The sequence below is a fragment of the Rubinisphaera italica genome, from assembly GCF_007859715.1.
Classification (GTDB): domain Bacteria; phylum Planctomycetota; class Planctomycetia; order Planctomycetales; family Planctomycetaceae; genus Rubinisphaera; species Rubinisphaera italica.
Genome location: NZ_SJPG01000001.1, coordinates 2,397,154 through 2,420,899 on the forward strand (window position 1 = coordinate 2,397,154; position 23,746 = coordinate 2,420,899).

General features: G+C 47.4%; 22 protein-coding genes. 10 read left to right on the forward strand and 12 right to left on the reverse strand.

The window, feature by feature from the left end; all coding sequences use genetic code 11:
- Positions 1-77 precede the first annotated feature (77 nt).
- A complete protein-coding gene (gene cmk / locus Pan54_RS09060) occupies positions 78-743 on the forward strand; it encodes a (d)CMP kinase (protein ID WP_146503177.1) in 666 nt (221 codons plus the stop codon).
- On the opposite strand, the gene Pan54_RS09065 is transcribed toward cmk, so the two are convergent.
- Entirely contained in the window at positions 694-1,686 is a 993-nt protein-coding gene (locus tag Pan54_RS09065; protein WP_146503178.1) for a bile acid:sodium symporter family protein, read from the reverse strand. The two genes, cmk and Pan54_RS09065, sit on opposite strands and share 50 nt — an antisense overlap.
- 71 nt (positions 1,687-1,757) lie before the next feature.
- On the opposite strand from Pan54_RS09065, the gene ubiE reads away from it, so the two are divergent.
- On the forward strand, positions 1,758-2,540 hold the full coding sequence (gene ubiE, locus Pan54_RS09070) for a bifunctional demethylmenaquinone methyltransferase/2-methoxy-6-polyprenyl-1,4-benzoquinol methylase UbiE (protein WP_242631265.1): 783 nt from the start codon (positions 1,758-1,760) through the stop codon (positions 2,538-2,540).
- 14 nt (positions 2,541-2,554) lie between these two features.
- Positions 2,555-3,172 carry a UbiX family flavin prenyltransferase gene (locus tag Pan54_RS09075; RefSeq protein ID WP_146503179.1) on the forward strand — a complete coding sequence of 206 codons (618 nt, stop codon included), beginning with the start codon at positions 2,555-2,557 and terminating at the stop codon, positions 3,170-3,172.
- Positions 3,173-3,200: 28 nt separating this feature from the next.
- Here the strand turns inward: Pan54_RS09075 and Pan54_RS09080 are convergent, their stop codons facing one another.
- The gene (locus Pan54_RS09080) at positions 3,201-3,620 is read right to left on the reverse strand and encodes a bifunctional nuclease family protein (RefSeq protein WP_146503180.1); all 420 of its coding nucleotides are present in this window, start codon (positions 3,618-3,620) and stop codon (positions 3,201-3,203) included.
- A 292-nt stretch (positions 3,621-3,912) separates the two neighbouring features.
- Between Pan54_RS09080 and Pan54_RS09085 the strand changes: the two genes are divergently transcribed.
- A complete protein-coding gene (locus Pan54_RS09085) occupies positions 3,913-4,641 on the forward strand; it encodes a YiiX/YebB-like N1pC/P60 family cysteine hydrolase (RefSeq protein WP_146503181.1) in 729 nt (242 codons plus the stop codon).
- A gap of 293 nt (positions 4,642-4,934) precedes the next feature.
- Complete coding sequence (locus Pan54_RS09090) at positions 4,935-5,222, forward strand: DUF493 domain-containing protein (RefSeq protein ID WP_146503182.1); 288 nt, start codon at positions 4,935-4,937, stop codon at positions 5,220-5,222.
- Between the two features lie 93 nt (positions 5,223-5,315).
- Here the strand turns inward: Pan54_RS09090 and Pan54_RS09095 are convergent, their stop codons facing one another.
- Positions 5,316-6,845, reverse strand: a complete 1,530-nt coding sequence (locus tag Pan54_RS09095) for a hypothetical protein (RefSeq protein WP_146503183.1) — start codon at positions 6,843-6,845, stop codon at positions 5,316-5,318.
- A gap of 657 nt (positions 6,846-7,502) precedes the next feature.
- Here Pan54_RS09095 and Pan54_RS09100 point away from each other — a divergent pair.
- The 4 genes from Pan54_RS09100 (at position 7,503) to Pan54_RS09115 (ending at position 11,991) form a co-directional block, all read left to right on the forward strand.
- The gene (locus Pan54_RS09100; RefSeq protein ID WP_165441682.1) at positions 7,503-8,960 is read left to right on the forward strand and encodes an FHA domain-containing serine/threonine-protein kinase; all 1,458 of its coding nucleotides are present in this window, start codon (positions 7,503-7,505) and stop codon (positions 8,958-8,960) included.
- A gap of 254 nt (positions 8,961-9,214) precedes the next feature.
- Positions 9,215-10,114, forward strand: coding sequence for an RAD55 family ATPase (locus Pan54_RS09105; RefSeq protein ID WP_146506374.1), 900 nt, complete (start codon positions 9,215-9,217; stop codon positions 10,112-10,114).
- A 94-nt stretch (positions 10,115-10,208) separates the two neighbouring features.
- A complete protein-coding gene (locus tag Pan54_RS09110) occupies positions 10,209-11,648 on the forward strand; it encodes a YeiH family protein (protein ID WP_146503185.1) in 1,440 nt (479 codons plus the stop codon).
- Positions 11,649-11,724: 76 nt separating this feature from the next.
- A complete protein-coding gene (locus Pan54_RS09115; protein ID WP_146503186.1) occupies positions 11,725-11,991 on the forward strand; it encodes a hypothetical protein in 267 nt (88 codons plus the stop codon).
- Positions 11,992-12,097: 106 nt separating this feature from the next.
- Here Pan54_RS09115 and Pan54_RS09120 read toward each other — a convergent pair whose 3' ends face one another.
- From Pan54_RS09120 to Pan54_RS09150, 7 genes are all read right to left on the reverse strand, one after another.
- On the reverse strand, positions 12,098-13,630 hold the full coding sequence (locus tag Pan54_RS09120) for a sulfatase family protein (protein ID WP_242631267.1): 1,533 nt from the start codon (positions 13,628-13,630) through the stop codon (positions 12,098-12,100).
- A 103-nt stretch (positions 13,631-13,733) separates the two neighbouring features.
- A complete protein-coding gene (locus tag Pan54_RS09125; RefSeq protein ID WP_146503188.1) occupies positions 13,734-14,117 on the reverse strand; it encodes a DUF1294 domain-containing protein in 384 nt (127 codons plus the stop codon).
- Complete coding sequence (gene ribD, locus Pan54_RS09130; protein WP_146503189.1) at positions 14,114-15,244, reverse strand: bifunctional diaminohydroxyphosphoribosylaminopyrimidine deaminase/5-amino-6-(5-phosphoribosylamino)uracil reductase RibD; 1,131 nt, start codon at positions 15,242-15,244, stop codon at positions 14,114-14,116. Before ribD ends, Pan54_RS09125 begins: the two co-directional genes overlap by 4 nt.
- Positions 15,245-15,322: 78 nt before the next feature.
- The gene (locus Pan54_RS09135; RefSeq protein ID WP_146503190.1) at positions 15,323-17,461 is read right to left on the reverse strand and encodes a tetratricopeptide repeat protein; all 2,139 of its coding nucleotides are present in this window, start codon (positions 17,459-17,461) and stop codon (positions 15,323-15,325) included.
- Positions 17,462-17,942: 481 nt separating this feature from the next.
- Complete coding sequence (locus Pan54_RS09140; protein ID WP_146503191.1) at positions 17,943-18,800, reverse strand: hypothetical protein; 858 nt, start codon at positions 18,798-18,800, stop codon at positions 17,943-17,945.
- On the reverse strand, positions 18,773-19,471 hold the full coding sequence (locus Pan54_RS09145; RefSeq protein WP_165441683.1) for a DUF3299 domain-containing protein: 699 nt from the start codon (positions 19,469-19,471) through the stop codon (positions 18,773-18,775). Before Pan54_RS09145 ends, Pan54_RS09140 begins: the two co-directional genes overlap by 28 nt.
- Positions 19,472-19,780: 309 nt before the next feature.
- Positions 19,781-20,515: a metallophosphoesterase family protein gene (locus tag Pan54_RS09150; RefSeq protein WP_146503193.1), complete on the reverse strand. Its 735-nt coding sequence runs from the start codon at positions 20,513-20,515 to the stop codon at positions 19,781-19,783.
- A gap of 115 nt (positions 20,516-20,630) precedes the next feature.
- On the opposite strand from Pan54_RS09150, the gene Pan54_RS09155 reads away from it, so the two are divergent.
- Positions 20,631-22,139, forward strand: coding sequence for a sulfatase (locus tag Pan54_RS09155; RefSeq protein WP_242631268.1), 1,509 nt, complete (start codon positions 20,631-20,633; stop codon positions 22,137-22,139).
- A gap of 236 nt (positions 22,140-22,375) precedes the next feature.
- Here Pan54_RS09155 and Pan54_RS09160 read toward each other — a convergent pair whose 3' ends face one another.
- Positions 22,376-23,005 (reverse strand): phosphopantothenoylcysteine decarboxylase domain-containing protein, encoded by a 630-nt coding sequence (locus tag Pan54_RS09160; protein WP_146503194.1) that lies wholly within the window; start codon positions 23,003-23,005, stop codon positions 22,376-22,378.
- Between the two features lie 105 nt (positions 23,006-23,110).
- Positions 23,111-23,614, reverse strand: a complete 504-nt coding sequence (locus Pan54_RS09165; RefSeq protein ID WP_165441684.1) for an FxsA family protein — start codon at positions 23,612-23,614, stop codon at positions 23,111-23,113.
- Positions 23,615-23,746 lie beyond the last annotated feature (132 nt).

The window sequence follows — 23,746 nt, forward strand, 5'->3', positions numbered from 1 at the left end:
CGTCAATTATAACTCTGGCCACTGGGCATTTAACACTGGCCACTCAACTTTCAACCCTTAACATTCAACTCTGAAAAATGCCTCCAATCGTCGTCACTATAGATGGTCCAGCCGGGACTGGAAAATCGACCGTTGCTTTACTGGTTGCTGAGCGATTAGGGTTTCAGTTTTTAAACACGGGAGCGATGTATCGGGCGGTCGCCTGGCATTGTCTGCAGCATGCGGTCAACTTGCAGGATGCCATGAGTTCGACAGCTGTGGCTGCGAATCTTTCATTTCATATTGTCGATCATAAGATGCAGGTTGATGGAGTCGATCTTTCGCAAGAATTTCGAGATGACACAATCAGCCAGGCTGCTTCGGTGATTGCTGCTCATTCTGAAATTCGATCGATTCTCGTCGAGCGACAAAGGCAACTGGCTGAGGAAATGTCACTCGTGAGTGAAGGACGCGATCAGGGAACGATTGTCTTTCCGAATGCGACTAAGAAATTCTTTCTGACCGCTCGCCCGGAAGTTCGAGCCCAGCGACGTTATGACGATTTGCGTGGGCATTCCGATGTCAGTTATGAGCAGATTCTAAAAACACAACAGGAACGTGACTTGCGAGATATGACTCGAAGCATTGCTCCGTTGCAGCCCGCGCCCGATGCAGAAGTGGTCGACAGCTCCGATCTGGAACTGGACGAGGTTGTCAACCTGCTGGTTCAGAAGGTGGAACAGGCTCAGCAGGCTGCGAACTGAGTTCACTTCGCCAGTACCACACATTCGCCAGAATCGTGCCTGTGAACATGCAGCCGAAGGTGTAAACTGCCGTTGGTATTGCGGTCGCCTCATCCGGAAAAAATGTCAGCGCGAGCATCGTGCCAACTCCGGCGTTCTGCATGCCGACTTCCAGAATCAAAGCTTTACGGCGTCTCCAATCCAGTTTTAGAACTGTTCCCGAAATTAAGCCAGCCAGATATCCAAGCAGATTAATGATCAGTAATGCGGAGAGTAAAATCATCGTCACATTTTGCAGTCGAGCGGCATTCAAACCAATCGCCACTGCGATAATCCAGAGGATGGAGAGATTCGCCAGAATCCCAGCAACCACAATGAATTTTGTTTCATGAAGTTTGAAGAGTATTTTGAATGCAAATCCGAAAAGGACAGGGAGTGCGACAGTCTGCAGGAGATTTACAAAGACGGCAGCTGGATCTGGACGTTTTTCAACTCCCAGAAACGCCCACAGAAATAGCGGGACGATAAATGGGGAGAGCAGGGTGGAAAGTGTGGTTATACAAATCGAATAGCTGACATTGCCTCGTCCAGTTAATGTCAGAATGTTTGATGCCATTGCCCCCGGCACACAGCCGACGAGGATGATGCCGGCTCGAAAGGCTCCTGTAAAACCGAACAGTTCTGAAATTCCGAATGCGATCAGGGGCATCGCCAGATATTGTGTCGCAGTCCCACAAACTACAGCTTGCCATCTTTGGGCCACCTCCCGCAATTCTTCAGGCGGAATTAGCATACCGACACAAAACATGGCCAGCATGATCGATGGCTGCATCGTATAAATTTTGAAGAAATCGAGAAATTCTGCAGATTCAGTAGTCGCTTGTCCCCAGATCAAGAATGCCCCCGAACTGAGGCAGAGCCAGAGAATTAGATAGCGTTCCAGAATTCTGCGAAAACGGTCCATGGTGTCACTTCGTCAGTTTGATATAATATGATGAAAAATATTTCCTTCGTATCGTAAAGAGTTCATCCCCCTTGGATAAAGCATCAGCCACAACTTCAACATCTGACGCATCTACTGCGACTGCTGAGACGATTGATAAATCGAACAGTCGTGTCAAAAAAATGTTCGGTGAAATCGCTCCAAAGTATGATTCCATGAATCATCTGCTCTCGGGAGGCACCGATCACTACTGGCGCTGGTACACAATTCGTAAAGCCAGGCCCCAGGGAGAAGCTCCCATTCTGGATGTCTGCACCGGAACAGGGGATCTGGCGATTGCCTACTGGAAAGCGGCTAAAAAGAAAGTTCATGTGGTTGGCAGTGACTTCACTGAAGAAATGCTGGATCTGGCTCGTGAGAAGACGGCAAAATTCGAAGGCGAACCGATTGAATTTGTACAGGCCGACACTCAGGAACTCCCTTTTGAAGATGACCGTTTTCAGATTGTTTCCGTCGCATTCGGCTTGCGAAACGTTGCAGATACAATGCGAGGTCTGCGAGAAATGACACGTGTTTGCCACCCCGGTGGACGGGTTGTCATTCTCGAATTCTCGCTGCCGGGCAATGCGGTTCTACGAAGTCTGTACGGCTGGTACTTCCGCAATGTCTTGCCGAAGATCGGTCAACTGCTGGCACCGAATTCTCAATCGGCCTACAAATACCTCCCGGAAACAGTGGGTGAATTTCCTTACGGGGAAAAGCTGGCGGAAAAACTTCGTGAAGCCGGTCTGGAAAAGGTGACTCACACTCCACTCACATTTGGAGTGGCGACACTTTACATTGGCCACAAACCAGCAGAAGTAATCACTGCCTGAAAGGCAAAGCTTTCGTGCCACAAACTTCCAATCACATTGTCGTTGCTGTTACCGGCGGAAGTGGAGCAGGTTATGCCCGCAGACTTGTGAGGGTGTTGCTGGAAGCGGGATACGATGTTCACCTGACAATGAGCGCGGCTGCGGTGCAGGTTTTCGCTCAGGAACTGGATTGTATTCTCGATTTGAATCAGTTCGATCCCGAAGCATTTTTTGGCCCGGAGTTTTCACCGGAACTGTTGGATCGATTTCAGTATCACAATCAGTTCGATTTCAGTGCCGGGATCGCCAGTGGTTCATTCCGGACAGCGGGCATGGTCATTTGCCCCTGTTCGATGGGTACTTTAGGAAGCTTAGCCAACGGACTCTCTGCTAATTTGACGCATCGTGTCGCCGATGTGCATTTGAAAGAGCGACGCAAACTGATCGTCGTCCCCCGAGAAACTCCCTTGAGCAGCATCCAGTTGGGGAATATGAAACGTCTAGCAGATGCTGGCGCTGTCATCCTTCCGGCAATGCCCGGCTTTTATCATGATCCTAAATCGATTGACGATTTGATTAATTTCATTGTTGTGCGTATCTGCGATCATCTGGGCGTGGAAACCTCGTTGATGAAACGCTGGGGTGAAAAGTAGGGTTCGTGCAGTGGACTCTACAATTCGATTACAGATCAGTCGTCGTGCTTACTGCTTCCAGGACTTCGCCATCGACGAAAATTGGCAGGGGAGGGTCGTAGTGCATTGCCAGCGCGATTGCATCGCTGGGCCGGGAATCGATTTCGATCAACTCTCCATCGTGCATGACCCGAATCACGGCATAATAAGTATGCTCGTGTAAGCTATTGATGATGATATCGTGTGGTTCACCGCCGAGATGTTCGAAGACACTGCGGATCAAATCGTGAGTCAACGGGCGAGGCGGGACGTCGCCTTTAATGCGACGATCTATGCTGGCAGCTTCAAACAGACCAATCAGAATCGGAAATTCGCGTGATCCTTCAACTTCATGCAGATAGATCACCTGCTGATCGTTGATTTCGCTGATAATGATCCGCGAAAGCTCCATTTCCACCAAAGCTGCCATTCTCTTCTCCCAGAATACATCTCATTTTTGATAACACTCAGTTTACAGTTTTCCAATGAAAATGTCGCCATTCTGCAATGATAGTTTTCTCGCGATTGAGCAATTCTCAGAGTGGAATTCATTTTTTTATGAGTTTTTGTGATCATAACCTATTCTGAATTCGTATGATTGGAGTGGAATGCACTTTCAGAGTTTAGAGTTGGGGCCTCAATAAACGTTAACGCACTCAGTTGCAGTACTTAATTGATAAAATCGCCCAAATAATAAATACAGAACAAGCAGGAGGATAATCATGAAATGGAAAGCAATTCTTATCGCGAGCGTTTTGTCATCTGTTCATCTGTCTGGATTTAATGACACCTGCTTGCCAGCGGGCGAGTTCACAGAAAATCAAACGGTTCCACAGGTAGAATCTCAGTTGCAAACAAAACTTCAGTATGGAAGTCTGATCATGCATCAGGGAGACTGTTTAGCTGTGAAAGTTTTTACGGTCAGTCCATACACACATGTCGGGATGGCAATCCATGATGAAGAAGCAGGCTGGTTGATTTACGATTCCGCCAATGGTTCTGGAGTGCGGAAATCAACTCTCTCTAATTATCTAAACGAGTGTGCTCCGAACTGTATTTCAGTGCTTCAACCCAGGCAGGAATATGATGCCGAGCAGATGGAAATGATTCGACTTGCGTTGGAGGAGCAACTCGGGCGTCCCTACGGCATCAAGCATCATGTCACTGGAAGTCGAGCTAAAGGAGTCCATTGTGCAGAATATGTGACGGACACTCTGATGGCGGTCGATTTAATAACTGCTGAAAAACCTCCACGCGTTTCTCCTAACAGTTTAAGACAAGGGTTGTTGGAGGCTGACTTGTATGCGGAATCCTCTGAAATCATGATGGTCGAAGATGTCATTCCCCCTATTCCCGCAGAGACATGGTGTGGACGAATGTGGCAGGATACGAAATCCTGTGTGTCCGGCTGCTATACAAGTTGTCGGCGTTCTATTTTTTGCTGTGATTAATTCTGATGGCTGAGAATTCATTTTCATGCTAATAGAGTTAAGGTCTGTTGCATTCACGTGATGAATGCAACTTATTCTTCAGCTCTTGCTGCAAAGAGTGATAAAACGCCGAATAAACAAGCCACCCGTATCATTCCATACTGGTGGCTTTCCTTTTCGCAGACGATTTTCTCCATGGTCACAGAAAAGTAGAACACGTAGAATATCGACAATGAGTATTTACGCAGTGTGCGATGTTTCAAATATGAGTTTGACTGACATCGTCGTACGACGAAATTGCAAGGATCGATTCATTGAAAAATCATTTGCCACCACAGGATCTACTCGAAGCGACCCACGATTTTCCATGTCCTTATACGTTCAAGATCATCGGTCTGGCGAATGAGAGTTTTATCCAAGACGTCGTTTCAGCAGTCCGTAAGGGGATGCAATTTGATTTTGATCCTCCTTACGAATCGCGAGAATCTTCTGGTGGGAAACACATTGCTTTAACCTTTGAGCCAGTCGCAGAAAATTCGACTCAGGTTCTCTCTGTCTATTCTGAAATTCAGACCATTGAAGGCGTTATTCTGCTCCTGTAATAGGAATGATAGAGCACAGCTTTAAGTCAAAGAAGAACGCCGAGTGAAATCATTCACCCGGCGTTAAACATTGGACTTGGTTAGCTGTGAGAATTAATAAGAACCAGAACGGAAGGCACCACTGGTCTTGCCACTTGATGTTTTTTGTTCCGATTTGTTTTCGTTAAAAATATCAGAGACTCGTCCAGTAGAAGTTCGATCTCCGATGCTTTCATTAACACTCGTACTCTGCGAACCTGCTTTAAGTGTATAAGGTTTGTCGCTCAAACCGGGCACATAAAGCCGTCTTTGAGATTTGAATCCTGTGAAAGCCAGGAAGTCATTCAGGGAAAGTACTTTTGTTCCCTGCAAGCGAGCCTCATTAATTAATTCTGTTCGCTTGGCCAAAATCGCTTCAGCCTGTTCCTTTTCTTCAGGACGTTGAATTTTGGTCGGGTCTGGAATTTCTGCAATGACAATGAATTTCGTATTGGCTGTTACGCCGTTATGCACAAGCCATTCGCCATCATCGCCAACTTCATTATCAATTTCTGCACCACTGGAAGCAACAATATCGTGCAGCAGATCCCGGTCATAAGTTCCGTCGCCATCCAGATCGATGAATCCGACGAATGAGAAGTAGAAAGTTCGACCAGCTTCCCAGATTGGTGAATAAACTTCATCACCAGGAGCAATCGGTCGGTAGAGGTCGGCTGTTAAAATACGGGCTTCTGCTCGATCTTCCCAGACACGTGTGACTTCAACCTGTGCTTTGATATCTTCCTGAGATCGACCGACCCCCTGATTGTTTTTGTCGTACACACTGAATGTCACCTGAGGAGTCAGGCTGTCTCGGCTACCGATATTCAGCCAGATTAATTTCTGAGCGTTGTCGACGTTGGTGATAATTCCATCGGGACGTTCGTAGCTGACTTGTTGAATTTTATCAATTTTTTCAGTGAGCTGCTGGTTCAGGAATACGAGCTTATTGACTTTATCCTCTTCAACTTTGAGTTGCTGGGCATAGGCTTCTTTGACGGTTTCCAGTTCGAGCAGGCGTTCTGCAAGCTGCGTTCTCAAGTTTGAGATCTCTGTATCTTTGGTTGCAATCATTTCTTCCTTTGTCGAGACGAAATCTTGCAGATCGCTTTTGGCATCGTTGGTTTGTGTCTGGAATTGTCCCACACGTGTATTGTATTGGTCCTGTAGAGCCAGGTATTGCTGACGTTGCTGTTCGAGTTCATCCTGGACCTGATCGTATTTCTGCTTGGTACTGTCGAACTCATCGCGAAGTTTGGCGATGGTTGCTGAGTAAGTTTCCTGGGCCACATCGCCACCATAAGTCTGGATATCATCGCGCATCGCGCCCAGGACTTTTGTTTTGTTATCCAATTCGCCGACCCCAATTTGATCAACATCAAAATCGTGACCAACCATTTTGATCAAAGCTGAAATTTCATCGATGCGGTTTCGCAAAGCGGTATCAGCTGTCGAAGCTTGAGTCTCAGCTGCTTTTTTGTTGGCGACCAGTTCTTCCCGTTCCCGCAGCTGCATGTACCACAGTCCGAGGAAGACGAAGAACGCAACGCCAAAGAAGAAAGCCCAGATATGAGCCCCAGTGACTTTTCCTGCTGATGCTGCCATTGCAACCTTCCGTAGACGTTATCTAAAGTGAGTTCGCCGAAACGAACCGGTTCGCACTCACATGGAGTATAATTGATTGAATTTGTTTCTTCAGAAACAAACAACCCGCTTGGATCGTTCTGAACAACTCAATCTCACCTGTTTCGAGATCGAGAGGGATATGCCGCTCTGAAATACAATTAGTTTCGGATTTTACGACTTCGTTATCTGAGTTTATCTCACCGATCAGCTCAAATCATAGTTCCTACCCAAATTCATCAGATGTCAATCTCAATTGTAAAGACCGTACATCCTCTGACTGTCAAAGACCATGCAATCAGACCAGAAGCCAAGCCATGAATAATTGATACAATTGAAATCAAACAGGAAATGCTGAGTAGCCATGCATAAGCATATTCAGGAAATCTTGAAATTTCCATTGTTTTCTCTCAAGTTTTTCGAATTTCGGAATCAGAGTTCGCAAATTTGTCCAGTTGAGCCATTTATCAGATTTTCGTGTGCGAAATCGAAACTAACTGAAATTGAGGTTGAAAACAGAAAACAGTTAAGTAATCATTAATTTAATCGTTCGACGCTCGTTCTGAGCAGGTTGCTATGCAGGAACTTATTTTCTGCATCCTTCCTAATAACATTCTGTTTTGCAGGCGGTACCAGGGATTGGAAAATTTTGAAATAATATCCGACCAGGCAGTCACTTCTACCAGTCAGAGTTCGCTTCATCGTCGGGCTGAGTTGGTCCATGAAAGTTCAGACGGAAAAATTATCCGTAAGAATGTCCTCAGAACAACTACGCTGGTCGGATCACATGAGCAAAGCAATCTTCAGCTACTTGCCCCATATGTTGAACCTTCCCATTGCATCCTGACGCTCGATGGACGAGGCTTCCGAATCTGGGATTTGCGTTCGAAATCCGGAACATATGTTAACGGAGAACGAATCAGTTCCTCTCGCTTGAACAATGGCGATGAAATCCGCATCGGAAAATTCCGCTTCACCTTAGATACGAATCTGACCGACACCACCCGAGAAGGTTTTTTTATCGACGAATATCGTGTCGTCGGCATCCTGGGAACTGGAGGGATGGGTTGGCTGTATGTCGTGGAAGATGGTCGGACGTTGCAACGCCATGCTTTAAAAGTTCTAACACGAAGAGCAGCTTCGTCCCAGATCGATCAGGGTGAACTGCAGGCACGGTTTGTCTTTGAGGGGCGAGCGGGGAACCGACTAAAAAACCCTCACATTGTCGAAGTGCTCGACTATCAGCATCGGCCGGATGTGGAATATCTGTTACTGGAACTGTTTGAATCGATTAACCTGCAGGAATTGGTCCAACGGGATGGTCCACTGCCGGTTGATGTCGTTTGCAGTATCTTTCGGCAGGTCGCTCTGGGGCTTGGTCACATTCACGAGATCAGTTTGATTCATCGCGATATCAAACCTGCCAACATTCTGGTTGGTCATGATGGTCATGCAAAAATCTGTGATTTTGGTCTCGTTTTCCTGGGAGATGATCCCGAAGAGTTGAAGTTGGCAGAATCGATGGGGAACGATTGCCTTGGGACAGCCGATTACATTTCTCCGGAGCAGTCTTTCGACAGTTACAAGATCGATCATCGGGCAGATCTATACAGCCTTGGCTACTCAATGTATTTTGCATTAACGGGGAAACTCCCATTTCCCGAAGGGAACACACGAGAAAAAATTAATCTGCATCGCTCTCAGGACCCAGTCAGTATTCAATCTATTTCTCCCCATGTTCCCGCTGAAGTCTGTCAGCTTGTCGAACGTTGTATGCAAAAGAATCCAGCTGATCGTTATCAGTCTGATCTTGAACTGGCTGCCGATTTGAAGGCATTTGAAACAGAAGCTGTTTCGATCTCATTTGATTTTGAGAAACTACTCAAGAAGCGGACGCATCATGCCAGCTTCCGTTTGGCAGACCCCAAGAAAAAACACTATCTCCAACGAATTCCTGCCAATGTTGCCTCATCATTACAGGCGATGTCGAGCCAGGAAAGTCTCAACGACGATCACACAACTCTCTCGCCACCGAGTGCCTCAGGAATTGCCACTCACGTGCCCGGTGATACCTCTTCAGCCACGGAACCTCATTGAAATCTTTGAGATGTTTCACGCTTGAGTTCAATTCGAATCCATTAATGGTTGTAACTTCTATATTCGGACTGAACGTCGGCCCTCTGCTTCATTAATTCAGTATTCCCATATCGTTTGACGAAGTTTAAAGATGCCTTAATCTTCTGTAATCAACGGTATCATCATCACACTGCTTTGGAGTAATCCTGAAGCAATTCCTCTGAATTCACAATTGAATTCACAATTGGGCATCAGGCCAGAAAAACAAAATGACAATGGCTACCACTTCTACAAAACCGCAGAGAATTTCAACGGGATTGCCGCAACTCGATCAAATGCTTGGGGGAGGATTATTGCCTGGAAAGCTGGCTGTCATTTTGGGGGCGACCGGCATTGGCAAAACACAATTGGGGATACAGTTTGCAAAAGCGGGGCTCGATCAGGAAGGAGAGCGGGGTATATTCTTCGACATGACCGCTCGGGGCGACTCGCAAAACCATAGCGACTATGCAGATCGAATCGCCGATTGGAATCTGAAAGAGATGCCACTCGAACGGTTGCAGAACCCTGAAGATTTGTGGAGTGTGGAAAAAAGCCGATACGATTGTATTCATCCATTTCATCAATTGGGGAAGAGGGTGACCAGAGATGATCTGGATAACGATGAATATCGGGAATGGCAGGCCGATCTGACGCGAAAACTCGATATCACGATTCGCTTTTTCTATGGTAATTTCATTCATGGCGTTAGACGCTGTGTGATCGATGGGATCGAGCCGAGCGATAAGCCGAGTGACTCTTTTCAATTCGATATTTTCGAATACATCCATAATCAAATCCTCAAAAAAGATTGCGAATGGGTCGCCCGCGACCTACTTCGAGTCCACTACCGCGCCCATGCAGACGAAGTCAGCCGCTTTGCTTACCCTCAATCGCAAATCGCCAGTATGATTCTGTGTACCTCGCAGGAAGTGATGTTAGAGGAATTACTGAGCCGTCCTCTCGATTCTGGAGACATTCTCTCGAATGCCAATACCATCATTTTGATGGGAAAAACCAGAGAGGGAATGAAAATGGGACGTGCACTCCACATCGCCAAACATCGCGGCAGCGCCTGCGAGGATTCCATCGTTCCGTACACAATTCAGGAAGAGGGAATTGTGATCGGGAATTGAGTCTGACTTGATGCCTCAAAACATTTCGCAGTAAAGTGCATCCTGCAGCAAGACGCAACATTCCCGCCCAACCCCCAATCAGAAGTAGATCTCCATGACCGATCTCTCATCCCCTCAGGAAATACCACCATCAGATTCCGACAAAGATATCGTTGTTGCTCAACATCGAAGCTTCACAGAAGAACTTTGCAAGTCGGAAGACTGGTGGGCTATTTATCTGGGAGCAATCATTCTGGGAGTGGCGTTTCTGATCATCTGGTCGAATCCACCAGTTGCTGATAGTACGGACTACACAACTCCGCTCAAAGGCTGGTTTGCGAAACCTGGGAGTTGGGAATCGAATCCGTTTGATTCCATTTACAAATCCGTTGAGAAAAATTCGCTGGCTGGGATAGGCGTTGTATTTGCCGCGTCGCTGCTCACATTTGGTTTCGGCGTGAAAGTGATGGGAACTTCGTTTCGTCGCTTTGCAGTGGGCTTTTGTTTCGTATTCATACTGGCCACCCTCGCGTATGTGCTGACCGGGCAAGTCGTCGTCAAGAGTTATAACCTTGAGTATGCTCTGTGGGCATTGGGGATCGGCTTATTAATCAGCAATACCGTTGGCACTCCAGAATTCGTTAAGCCGGCATTAAGAACTGAATTTTATATCAAGACGGGACTGGTTCTGCTCGGTGCGGAAGTACTTGTCAGTAAGCTGATCGCTCTTGGCATTCCCGGAATATTTGTAGCTTGGGTAGTAACTCCAATCGTCTTAATCTCGACCTACATATTCGGTCAGAAAGTTCTGAAGATGGAGTCCAAGTCACTCAACATGGTGATCTCGGCAGATATGTCGGTCTGTGGGGTCTCCGCTGCTATCGCCACAGCTGCAGCTTGCAAGGCAAAAAAAGAGGAACTCTCGTTTGCTATTGGGCTTTCTCTCTCATTCACGGTGATCATGATGATCATATTGCCGCAAGTGATTAAAGCGGTCGGAATGTCTGAAGTCCTTGGAGGTGCCTGGCTGGGAGGGACAATCGACTCCACTGGAGCGGTCGCTGTCGCAGGGGTGATGCTCGGAGACACCGCCAAGGATGTCGCAGTGACCATCAAAATGATTCAGAATATTTTAATTGGCGTGACCGCTTTCGGCGTCGCAGTTTACTGGGTCAGTTTTGTCGAAAAAGATGAGACTTCAACGCGACCACAAGTTTCAGAAATCTGGCGTCGTTTTCCCAAGTTTGTGCTCGGTTTCATTGGAGCCTCGATTGTATTTTCACTGATCTACAGTCAGGGAGAAACGTCCCAGGAAATGGTCGATGCCATGAAAGGAGATTGCACGAAAGTCTTCCGTGGCTGGTTCTTCTGCCTGGCCTTTGTGAGCATCGGTCTGGAAACCAACTTTCGCGACCTGGCGAAATTCCTGAAGGGAAGTAAACCGCTGATCCTGTATGTGGTCGGACAATCTTTGAATCTGATATTAACTCTCTTCATGGCTTGGTTGATGTTCGAAGTGATCTTCCGCGAAGCGACTCAGAAATTGTTGCAGTAAGATTTGTTGAAAGTTGAGATTTGTCGTAGCTCAAACATTGCCTGACAAAATGATAAATAACTCAATGGAGCAAATATTGTCAGAGAGCAATCTGCAAAGTTCGTCAAAATGGAGCGGATGGTATGCGCTCTTAACGGTGGCATTTCTGATGGCAGTTTTGTGGCTTGGTGTATTACCAAAGATCAGTAAGGATCCTGGTATTCAACAACAAATCCGACTCCGTGAAGAGCAGGGCGTCGACAGTGCAGCGATGTTCTATTCCGATTTGCCTGCAGTAAAAACGGCAACAGATCGCCTCAATCAGCTCGAACAGAACAATCCCTATTTGTTCTGGTTGCCATAAAGTGGTTTGATTTTAAACTCCCCAGACACGAAGTCGCCAATAATCAAAGAACTACGAATCAAATCCACTTCAAGCCTGTTTGACATGGGGCCTTGGCAGTTCATCATTAATCAAGAGGCGCAGGTTCGAAATCGCTCGGGTTGACCCAGCCTGCTTTGATTTTCTCCCCGCCCATGTACCGTTCATAAAAACCACGTTCGCCAGCATTGGCGTAAGGATACTGATCGAAAACTTCGCCTTTCCCCAGAATTCGGGGATCCTGTTGTTCGGTCAGTCGATTCGTCATTTCTGTACGCAATTGATCCATTTGCTTTTGATATGTCTCGCTCTCGGCCAGATTGGTCAAACAATAAGGATCCAGCTTGATATTATAAAACTCTTCAGCTGGCCGTTTTCCAAATGAAATCTCCCAGTAATAAGCCAGGTCCGGCTGAGTTCTCAGACCTAACAAATCAGATTTTGTTGGGCTGCCATCACAATTCAAATAACCCGTTTCTGGATTTCCTGCCGGCCACCGATCCGGCATGAAATTTTTCAGATAGAGAAAGTCGCCCCGTACAATTCCGCGAATTGGAAAACCTTCATCATTGGGACGTCCAATATCGTGTCGTTCTTTGCCAATTAGAACAAAGTCGCGATCCGGGACGACCTGACCCGATTTTTCAGACTTGAAAATCGGAAGTAACGAGGTTCCTGTGATCGGTTGCATTCCCTGTTTCGTTCCATCGACATTGGCAACGTCCAGAAATGTCGGTGCGAAATCGATAAAGCTGACAAAATCCTCGATTTTGCGACCCGGTTTTTTAATTCCAGCCGGCCACATGATTGCCAATGGGAGATGATTGGAATACTCGTATTCCTGCCCTTTCACACGAGGAAACGGCATCCCATTATCGGCAGTCACGACAACGAGCGTATTGTCCAGCTGCCCCTTTTCATCGAGCAAATCTAGCATTTGAGTCAGGTGATTATCGAAGTGCTCGATTTCAAACGCATAGTCAAGCATGTCTGTTCGGGTGACAGGGTTATCCGGCCAGAATGGTGGAACCTGGTCAATTTGTTCGATCGACTTGCCACCTTGTTTAATGCCGCTTCCATACTCATAGCCTCGGTGTGGTTCGGTACTGCCGTACCAGAAACAAAATGGTTGATCAGCCGGTTGGTCCTCTAGAAAAGCGGCGAAATTCCCTGCATAGTCATTTTTGGAAATGGCTTTCGTGGGCGGTTGTTTGTGAAGTTTATCAAAGGGTTTGCCAGTCATTTGTCTTGGCTTACCCTTGCTGTCTTTGGCAATACCTGGAGCCCATCCTTTGCCTGTTTTGCCGACATGGTAACCTACTTCGGAGAGGACTTCCGCATACGTTTTGAATTTGGTTGGAAAGAAACACAAGTGGTTACAGGCTTCTTCCAATTGCCAGGAATTTCGTCCTGTAAGGATGCAGGCTCGGGAAGGGGCACATTTGGCATTCGGTGTATAACAGCGAGTGAACAACAGGCCTTCGCTGGCGACACGGTCAAACCCGGGTGTCTTCACCCAGGTACAGCCGTAGGCTCCCATATGAGGATAGGATGCATCGTCGGCGATACAAAATAAAATGTTTGGACGATCAGTATCCTTTGCCAGTACGATTCCACTCAAGTTGAGTATCAGGAGGTTGCAGACAATTAGGTTGTAAAACAGGTGAATATTGAATACGGGGTGTTTAATGGTGCATCTCCAATCGAGAGATTATCGCTGTTTACTAGGTGGTAGTTGTATTGGTACTGAAGTAGATCAGACAAGTGACGACTATGGCAATGTGAATGAAGACCAGCGTATAAAATAGGTTTCGATAACTTGCCTTGGCGGTTTTATGACGAAAAAACTGCTGGCCAAAATGAGCGCCTGGCCAACCGCCGATGAGTTCGAAGAAGTGCAACCACTTTTCTGACATACGCCAACGATCTGAACGAGCACGCCATTTATCCAGCCCCTGTGCTGCAAATGCGATCAGGCTGCTGATTAACACCAGACCGGAGTAAGCTCCCGCTTCCCAGTGCTCAATCCAGTTCGTCCAATATGCCAGTAAAACTGCAATTGCTGATATTAACCAGAACGAGCACAGGCGGTTCATCCAGACAATCATGCGGTTTCTCCTTGCCCGAACGTATTTGGAATGAAACCGTGGATCAGGAGATCACCATCAAATTGTTGAATCGAGCTCTGCTCCAGATTCAATGCGTCAGTCATTTTTGAAATGCCAGTTCCTCCCACTGGTGAAAACGCTGCACCGCCGCCAATGATTTTTGGGGCGATGTAGGCGTGAACTTCATCAACCTGACCAGCATCAAAGAAACTTCCCAGCACACAGGCTCCGCCTTCGACCAATAAGTTTGTCATCCCACGCCGCCCCAACTCCTTCAGTACAATACTGAGCTCAGGTTGACCAACGTAGTTTACGGGTGCGAGGATCAATTCCACTCCTGCATCGACTAATTTCTTTTGAATCTCAGCCGAAACATCCTCACGACACACAACCAGAACGGGAGCTTCGTCAATAGTTTGAATCAATCGAGAGTTCACCGACAGACGGGCATGAGAATCCAAAATGATTCGGGCCGGCGTCCGGGGTCCAGGAGGGCGGACGGTCAGTTGAGGGTCATCCGCCAAGGCCGTTCCACTGCCAACAATGATGGCATCCATTAATCCACGAAGTTTATGCACGTGAGACCGGGAAGCAGGATTTGTAATCCACTGCGATGAGCCGGTCTTCGAGGCAATCCGGCCATCGAGAGTCATTGCCCATTTGCCGTGGACATAGGGAAGACCTGTCAGCTGAAGTTTTCGAAAGGGCCGGAGCAGAGTCTCGGCTTCTGATTTTAGAAAATTGACTTCAACTTCCACGCCCGCGTTACGGAGGAGTTCAACTCCGGTCACTTCGTTGTGCCGGGCAGGGTCCAGACATCCAATCACAACTCTTTTTATACCCGCCTTGAGAATTGCTTCGGCACAAGGTGGAGTTTTTCCGTGATGAGCGCAAGGTTCCAGAGTGACATAGATTGTTGAATTCTCTGGAATCTGCTCGATCTTCGAGAGAGCGTCAGCTTCTGCGTGCAAGCCTCCGAATTTTGCATGATACCCTTCTGCTACCAGCCCGAGATTTTCATCGACAATCACCGCACCGACAAGCGGATTCGGTTCGACATATCCTCGTCCCCGTTCTGCAAGAGACAACGCCCGCTGCATAACTTCAGTAGGCGTTGCAAATTGCATGGTCACTTCATGTTCATTTCAGTGAGAATACGGAGTAAAGGTTTCAACGAATGGCAATTCCGTACGGAAGTTGATGAATTATTCCTGGCCTGGAACCCACAATTTGCCACCTGAGGATCCCTGAGGAGTTTCTTCAGGCCACATCTCTTGAGATATTGAACTCGCAGAAGCCCCCGCAACGAGAATTTTTCCTCGTGTGTCCCATGGGGGAGCGATGTCATGTTCATTGAGATAGGCGGTGATCGCTTCTTCGAGTTCCGGCAACTTGCGGAGGTATTTATGATGCATCTGCTCAAGGAATGGTATGATGGTGTCATCCTGAGGATCGATCACCAGGAATTGCAATTGACGCATTTCCCATTGGAGCGATTCTTCAAATTTCTGTCCTGATTTCTCAGCCCAGACTTTCGCCTGCTCGATCCGATTCAACGCTTCTTCACGATCGTATTTATCCCGAGCCAGATCGATATACGCATGCCAGATCTGCGGCATCCGTTCGAGTTCCACGACATCTTCCCGACGCAAAACTTCTGCTAGAACTTTCTCGGTGAAACCGGCATGTTGAATCAGCTGAGTTCGATTGAGTAAAATTGCTGCCTGATCGTCGGTTAATGATTCAATTGGGATTCTCAACATTTCCAGTACATCACAGGCACTTAATTCCTGTTCATCAGCAACTGAGAAACTTTCTTGAGGCGGTAATCCAAACTTCTCCCGCAGCGCAGAGACGTCGATCTGATAGTTATATCGATCCGCGAAAGAATCCAGAACGTTTATCGCCGCGGCGAGTTTATAGGATAATTCAGGAATCGATCGGGCTTCCTGAGGAGTTTTTCCCTCCAGGCCAGCAAAAGGACGATTGGGCCATTGTTCGTTGAGAATATTTTCCCAATTTTTCTTTCCAATTTCGGCTCGCAATCGAGCCGGTGTTTCATTGTCAAAGTAGTACTGACGGTATAAACCACGATAATCAGCCCACTGAGAGAAAGTGATATCTTCCAGTGTATGAGCTGAATAGTTTTCGAGTGGCGATCCCAATGCTTGCTGAACGAGTTTCTGCATCTCGTCAACAAATTCGTTTTCGACCACCATGTGACAATAAGCGGAACTGTTCTGAGTTTCAGCTTTATCCGCACAAACAAGTACACCAATCACGACCGGCAATTGTTTGAGGTCAGGAGTCTCATGATCCGAAATTGACACGGGATCGCGATCCAGAAGTGTGTAGGAAATTTGTCCATGAGAATCTTCTCCACCAACAAGCCTGTCGTCGCGATGAAGACGAGGGATCTCGTCAAATAGCGTTAATACTTTGGAGAGGGAATCGACTGCGTAATGTCGGACAACTTCACTGGTTTGAGATGCTTCGAGGTCAAACAGTTGAGCCAGCGTTTCACTGGAAGTTGCAAATTCGAAATCGTCCGAGAAGCTAGCGGCTTTATGCAGGGAAACGGCAGCTTGATCCTGATCACCATCCCAAGCCTGATACAGACCAATATCGTACCATAATTCCGGGTTTTCTGGATGTGCTTTTGTCAGTTGACTTACAACCGCAGCCGCTTCATGCCAGCAGCCCAGGGCAGACAAGCCAACCGACTTGCGGAAGATTTTCTCTTCCTCTGCTTCAAGATTGAGCGGTCGTAAATTGTGAACGCCACGTAGCGGATAAGGAACACCTTGATCGCCATCAAAATCGAGCAGGCGCATGAAGACCTGTTGGCGATCTTCATCTCTTACGAAACGCATTGCAAATGCAAGATGCTGACGGGCGGAGACCAGTTTTTCTTCTTCGTATAACGTCGAAGCAATCCCGGCGGCCATGCTGCCGATCATTTCCGGGTGATATTTCACACCTTTGGTGAAAGCACGGTGAATAACTGAACGTGCTTTTTCGTAGCCATCCAAATCTAGAGCAGCTGTCGCTTCGAGGATTCTCGCCAGAGGATGATCGGGAGATTCCTGCAGCAATGGCTGTAAAGTTTCCCGAGCCGAGGCAGCATCTTCCAGAAACAAATGGACTCCAGCCAGAGAAGTGGCCACCCAGGCGCGAGCCGGATTCGAAGTATAGATTTTCTGCAAAATTTTGAGAGCGGCTTTGGATTGACCACCTTCATGAAGTTGAAGAGCTTTGACCATATCGGAAGCGATATCCGAACAGCAGAACTTCAACTTCTTACCGCTTTCACACGGGCAGAGAGAATAGGGATCAAGTGACATGAGACGAACTTCCTGCTGTCTGCAATTGAATTATGAATGTGAAAATCTCAAACCGGTCTGATTCTGATGAGTCTGTTTTGCAATGAATCAGTAAATGTTTTGAAGTTTGAGGTCTGTATGGAACGGTGTTCTGTTTTAGTATGAGTTAATAGTCGGTCATCAACTGAACGAAGAAATAAGATTCAAATCACAGACAGGCGTATCACGTCCAATGAGTTGATTCGTTGCGTTGATAAATCTGTTTTGAACCTGCTTCGAATAACTCTGGGTCTAAACAATAAAAATATTGACAACTTCTGCAAGCGATTCCCGAACGATTTGTATCGTACGACTGACCACGAAAGTGTCATAAGATTCTTACTGCCAACAGGATACCAGAATCGATAGACGCTGACGAGTCTATGTGATCTACAGCATTACTATGTGCAAAATTGACGGTTCCCAAAGCGGAAGCGGAAAGTCCAGAACCTTTAATTCATGCTTATTTATCTAACACGATGGCATCTTCGAGCAAATAAAGTTGCAGCCATTCTCCATCTTCGTAAATAGGGTCCATTCGCAATGTGCCCAGCACATCGTAGGGTCGCCCCTGAATATATTCAGCAGGTTTGCCAGCCTGAAGGATGGTTGAAATCCGATCGTATATTTTAGGCGTGCGACCAAAACAGCAGATTTCGTTATCCCGCACATGCTGAAAATATGTGATTCCGGTTTTTGAAAGTGTTGGATACATAAAGCCACGAATCAGAACACGCTTCCCGTCGAGATTTTTCAGCCAGTCGGGAAACATTTCCGGTGCATTTTCCGGGACGGGCTCCATATTGAGCACCTTCAGCAGGTCGATATCGTCAAATGAGACTCGTAACGCCTGATTGGGACCTTCTATTTGAAAGGTTTTTTCTGCGATCAACAACTTCGGTTCCAGTGGGGCCATTCGTTCGGCAGGGTTGGCAGAGGATGTCGAAGCAGGAGACATGACTTCGGCATTCGCGGGCAAGACTTTAGCAATTGTGGCGTCATCAGATACTGGTTTCTTAGAACTTGATCCCAGCTCTGCGACTTCAGGAGCAGTGCTCATGGGGACGATAATCGGCTCTGAATCAGGTGAAGGGCTTCCTTCCTCAGCTGACGAAGCAGCGACTTCCACTTCAATTGGCGACTGGGAGGTCGATTCAGGAATTGCATCTGGTGAAGTGCCAGCGGATTCTGTTTCCAGCGAATTGATGCGATCCTGATCGGAAAATTCGCGAAACTCAGTGTTCTCTGAGGAATTGCAACCACAGATCAATGCACACGAAAACGCGACTGTGACTAAAAGGCTGAACGGGAGTTTTCGCATTTGATGGCTTCGATGGAGTAAACCGGCTGCAAACCTTCCGGAGTCGTGTCGGAAGTCAGTTTCAGCGTTCCTGCGACAGCAACGCGTCCCTGAGAGTAGTTGGCTCCTGCATCGTCCTGCATTTTGATGAGAATCATGTCGGTCGGCTTCGGTTGACCGCCAAAACAACATTCGCCCGTGTCTTTGAGAAGTAGAAATTGCGACAATCCTTTCGTCTGTCGCTGGGGATACATATATCCCTTCAGAAAGATGGGTTTATCAACCAGTTTGGCGACATCGGGGTGCAACCCGATTTTCCCTTCCTCTACAGCGAAACCTTTGGCGGAAATTTCCTGAGAAAAACTGACCCGCCGATAACCTTCTGGAACTTCAGTTGAATAAGCATAAATCTGGGACCCCATTCCAGCAATCCCAAACACCAGTGAGAGCATCATCGCAATCAGAGCAGCCCATTTTCCACTGTATGCTCCGTCCGATGTCGCAATTGTCCAGACGGCAACCAGACTGACGACGAAACCAATGACTGCCAGAATGACACCGACAATTCCCAGCAAAGAAGAGGCGGAAACCAATCCCAGCACAACGGCTACCGGGACGATTACGGGGGTCGGTCGATAATCGAATTCGTTGGCCTGCAAATCCTGGGGGGTGAACGTAGTGTCAGGTGCCATGGTTGACATTATTAAAGACCTGCTCCATTGGGAATAATCGTATAAAATCTCATCAGAGTCATCTTCAAACGAATGGATGACCTACCTGATTTTAGACGGAGTTTAAGCGAGTCTGCAACGACTTTCTCCACCCTTGGCAATTCCTACGCAGAAAACCCGAAATTGTTGGAAAATTCGCTACATTCACACGGGATATGGCCCCATATAGACCCTGCTTTAACGAATTGTATGCTACTTAAGCCCATCAGAAAACGGTCAATCCCCCATAATCATTCTCTGTTCGTGCCTTATCTCGCCTCGTTATGAGAGTCATCCAGCGTTTTTGGGGATCCCAGCATCCTCAAGTGTGAATCCTTTAGTATAAACTTTGCGGGCAATTTGCTGCATCTCCTGTTCAAATCCAGCTGCCTCAAATTCCGCAATCAATTCTTCGATATCAAAATGGATCTGTCTGAATTCCGGATGGCCGTCCTGAATCACAACATAATTCGCCACACATTCTCCGGCTTTCTGCTGCCCGACACTTCCCGGATTGATCAGTTTCACAGAGCCGATGGATTCGCCATAAGGTCGGTGAGTATGTCCGATGCAGACAAAATCTGCATCGATTCCCTGCAGGCGAAGTTTCCAGAATGCTTTTTCATCTGTCGAATACTCGTGCAGCGGATCGAATGGGGTCGCATGGATCAACAAAAATCTCCCGTCTTCACAGGTCCAGTATTTTCGAACTGGAAGTCTTGAGAGATAATCGAGATTTTCGGCGGAGAGATTTTGCCAGTGCAGGATCCGAGAATAATTTCTCAGACGATGCCACATGGTTTCATTTTTATGAGGTTGTATAAACTGGGCGACCGACTGATCATGATTTCCGCGAATGACGAGGGTTGCATTCTGACGCGCCCATTCAATCACTTTATCGGGCTGCGGACCGAAATCGACGAGATCTCCTAGAATGAGACAGGCATCGAATTCGGGCTCTGCGTGATGGACTGCTTGAAGAGCGGTCCAGTTAGCATGAATATCGGATAGAAGCAGGATTCGCATAGTCAGTGGAAATTCAGAGCAGGTGGATCATTCGGCGAGCAAATTGCATAATGTCTCTGGGATGACGATCCCATTCTGATCAGATAATGACTCAAATGCGAACAGGATTTCAAAAATGCACTCAACCTTACATAAAATAATGTATGCGAATTCGCTCAAGATTTTATCGATTTCGATGTCGTTGGTGGTAGCCGTTATTTTTCTAATCACTCCTATGCAAGTGATATCAAGTGAAGGGGGCAATCAATACAATGTTCTGTTCATCGCAATCGACGATTTACGACCCGAATTGGGGTGTTATGGCGTCGAAAATGCCCAGAGCCCTCATCTCGATCAATTCGCATCCACCGGCTTACTGTTCGATCGCCATTATGTGCAAGTCGCAACTTGTGGAGCTTCCCGCTACGCTTTACTGACAGGACGCAGCCCGGCATCCAGTGGAGTCACCCGTTCTAATTCCGCCGCTTATGCGGGGCCGACCGCTTTCAAACAGAAACAGCAGGCCGGGGCACAAACACTGCCGGAACTTTTCCGACGTTCGGGGTATCAAACCTGCTGCATCGGAAAAATCTCTCATACTGCCGACGGCCGAGTCTTCGAATACAATGGCAAGGGAGATGGCCGTGACGAATTGCCGAATGCCTGGGATGAACTGGCGACACCGTTCGGTCCCTGGAAACGGGGCTGGGGGATTTTCTTTGCTTACGCCAACGGACGGAATCGCGAAAGTGGGCAGGGGGATAAAGATCTGATGGAATTCATCGTCGAAAACGATAACGACCTGCCCGATGGCTTAATGGCTCAAACCGCATCTGAAAAATTAAAAGAATACGCCAGTCAGGAAAGACCATTTTTCCTCGGACTGGGCTTCTTCAAACCGCATCTGCCATTTGTCGCCACAAAACAGGACTGGGACGCTTTCGCGGAGACGGATTTCAAAACTGAAGGCTACGACAAAACCGATTCCCGCTACTGGCATAAGAGCGGTGAGTTCTACAAATACAATGCTCCTTTTGAAAAAACACAGCCGTTATCGCCAGAGGCAATCGGAACTTCACGGCGAGCCTACTACGCCTGTGTTCGCTATGTCGATCGTCAGGTGGGACGGGTTCTCAAAACTCTTGAAGAATCGGGGTTGGCCGATAACACAATTGTCGTCATCTGGGGCGATCACGGCTGGCATCTCGGCGAACAACAAATCTGGGGAAAACATTCCCCGCTCGAACGAGCCAACCGCAGCGTGTTGATGATGAGAATCCCGGGTGAAACTTCCCCCGGCAAAACAACTCAAGCATTGACGGAAACAGTCGATCTTTATCCCACGCTCGTCGATTATTGCCAGCCGGAATTTCCAAAAACGGATGCTCCTTTGGATGGACGTTCCCTGCGACCGATCATAACCGGGGAAGCCACTCAGGTGAGAGAAGCCGCGCTGAGTTATTGGGGCAAAGCGATCACGATTCGAACCGATCAGTATCGTATGATCGTCGAGTCCAATAAGCAGGTCGTTAATACAAATCGCGTCGAACTCTACGACTTGTCCGATGATCTGGATGCGAATAAAAATGTTGCCGACCAGAATCCTGAAGTCGTCGAACAACTTATGAAATACCTGCCGGAATAAAGTTCGACATGCGAGCCGAGTCAGTCATGACTCGGGTGTTTTCACGATCATTGTGTTAAATATCATTTTGGATGGTTTGCGTTATCGTGACTTACTGGAATTTTGCAAAACATCAGTGACCTGCAACTAATGCACCCGCGATACAAGCACGAAGCGCAAGCGAGTGTGTTAAACACCCAAGAATACACTCGCTTGCGCTTCGTGCTTGTAATCATTGGAATTTGCAAAAAACTCAGTTACTTAATCTGACCAGAATTCACTTCCAGCCACGCAACCAGATCCTCTGCAATCTTTGTTTTCAGACCTGTCCAGTGAGCAACCGTCTGGCCTGTATTATCCAGCAATTCGACCGTGTTATTTTCAGCGGCAATCGCTTCCGGGCGATTCAGCACAATCCAGTTGCAGTTCTTGCGACGAAGTTTCTGTAGAGCATTCTCGCGTTCATTTTGAGCTTCGAGCGCGAATCCTAAAATCCAATGACCATCTTTCATTTTTCCGAGGGCAGCCAGCACGTCATCAGTTTCAATCATTTCGAGGGTGATGGCGGTTCCGGTTTTTGAAATCTTTCCACTCACACGACTTTTCGGCTGATAATCACAGACAGCCGCGGCTGCAATGACGCCATCGCAAGTCGGGAACAATGCCTGGCAGGTCTGCATCATTTGCTCGGTCGATTCGACCGCGTGATATTCACAACCAACAGGCGGCGTCATCGAAACCGGGCCACTCACGAGAATCGCTTCATGACCAGCATGCAGAATCGCCTGCACAATCGCATAACCCATCCGCCCACTACTCGCATTCGAGATATAGCGAACATCATCAATATATTCCCGAGTAGGGCCAGCCGTCACAAGAATCCGCATGTGTTACATCCAAGACATTTATTTTAGTATAGGTCAGGCACTGCCTGAAATGTGTAAATTTGGACGTCTAATCTCGTCAGGCAGTGCCTGACCTATTGCTGAATTTCATTCAGAAGATTTCTTCGTAAATTCGACATCAATAATTTCGCGACCAGAAGCATCGTGCGTCGGACGGTTTGTCTGAGCCTGATCAAATGAAGTCTGCTGTCCTGCAGAGGGACCGGGCGATTGCGTAAAGACTTTGAAACTTCCACTGCGAGTAAAATAAGCCTTCATTCGTGCCCTGAGCACACTACGAAATGGCGGGAAGAGTAACAGAAATCCAACAATATCGGTCAGCACTCCCGGCGTGATTAACAGCGCGCTTGCGATCAGAATCATCAAACCATCCATCAACGAATCCGTCGGCGGCTTCCCGGCATTCAACTCGGAATGAATCCGATTCCAAACTTCAAACCCCTGCTGCCGGGCGAGGATCGTTCCGACGATGCCAGTGACAATAATCAAACAAATCGTTGTCACCCAGCCATGCATTTCACTCAACTTGAGCAAAATCACCAGCTCGACAAAAGGCACCAGAGTGAACAATAGAAACAAACGCAAAAACACGAGAGGAACCTCAGAGAAAATGAATGAAATGAACCGCCAAGACGCCAAGTTAAAGAGAAAAAGCTGTAGGTCAGGCTGTACCTGATAGGTATAATAATTGACTTAAAATTATGGGAACCACGGATGGACACA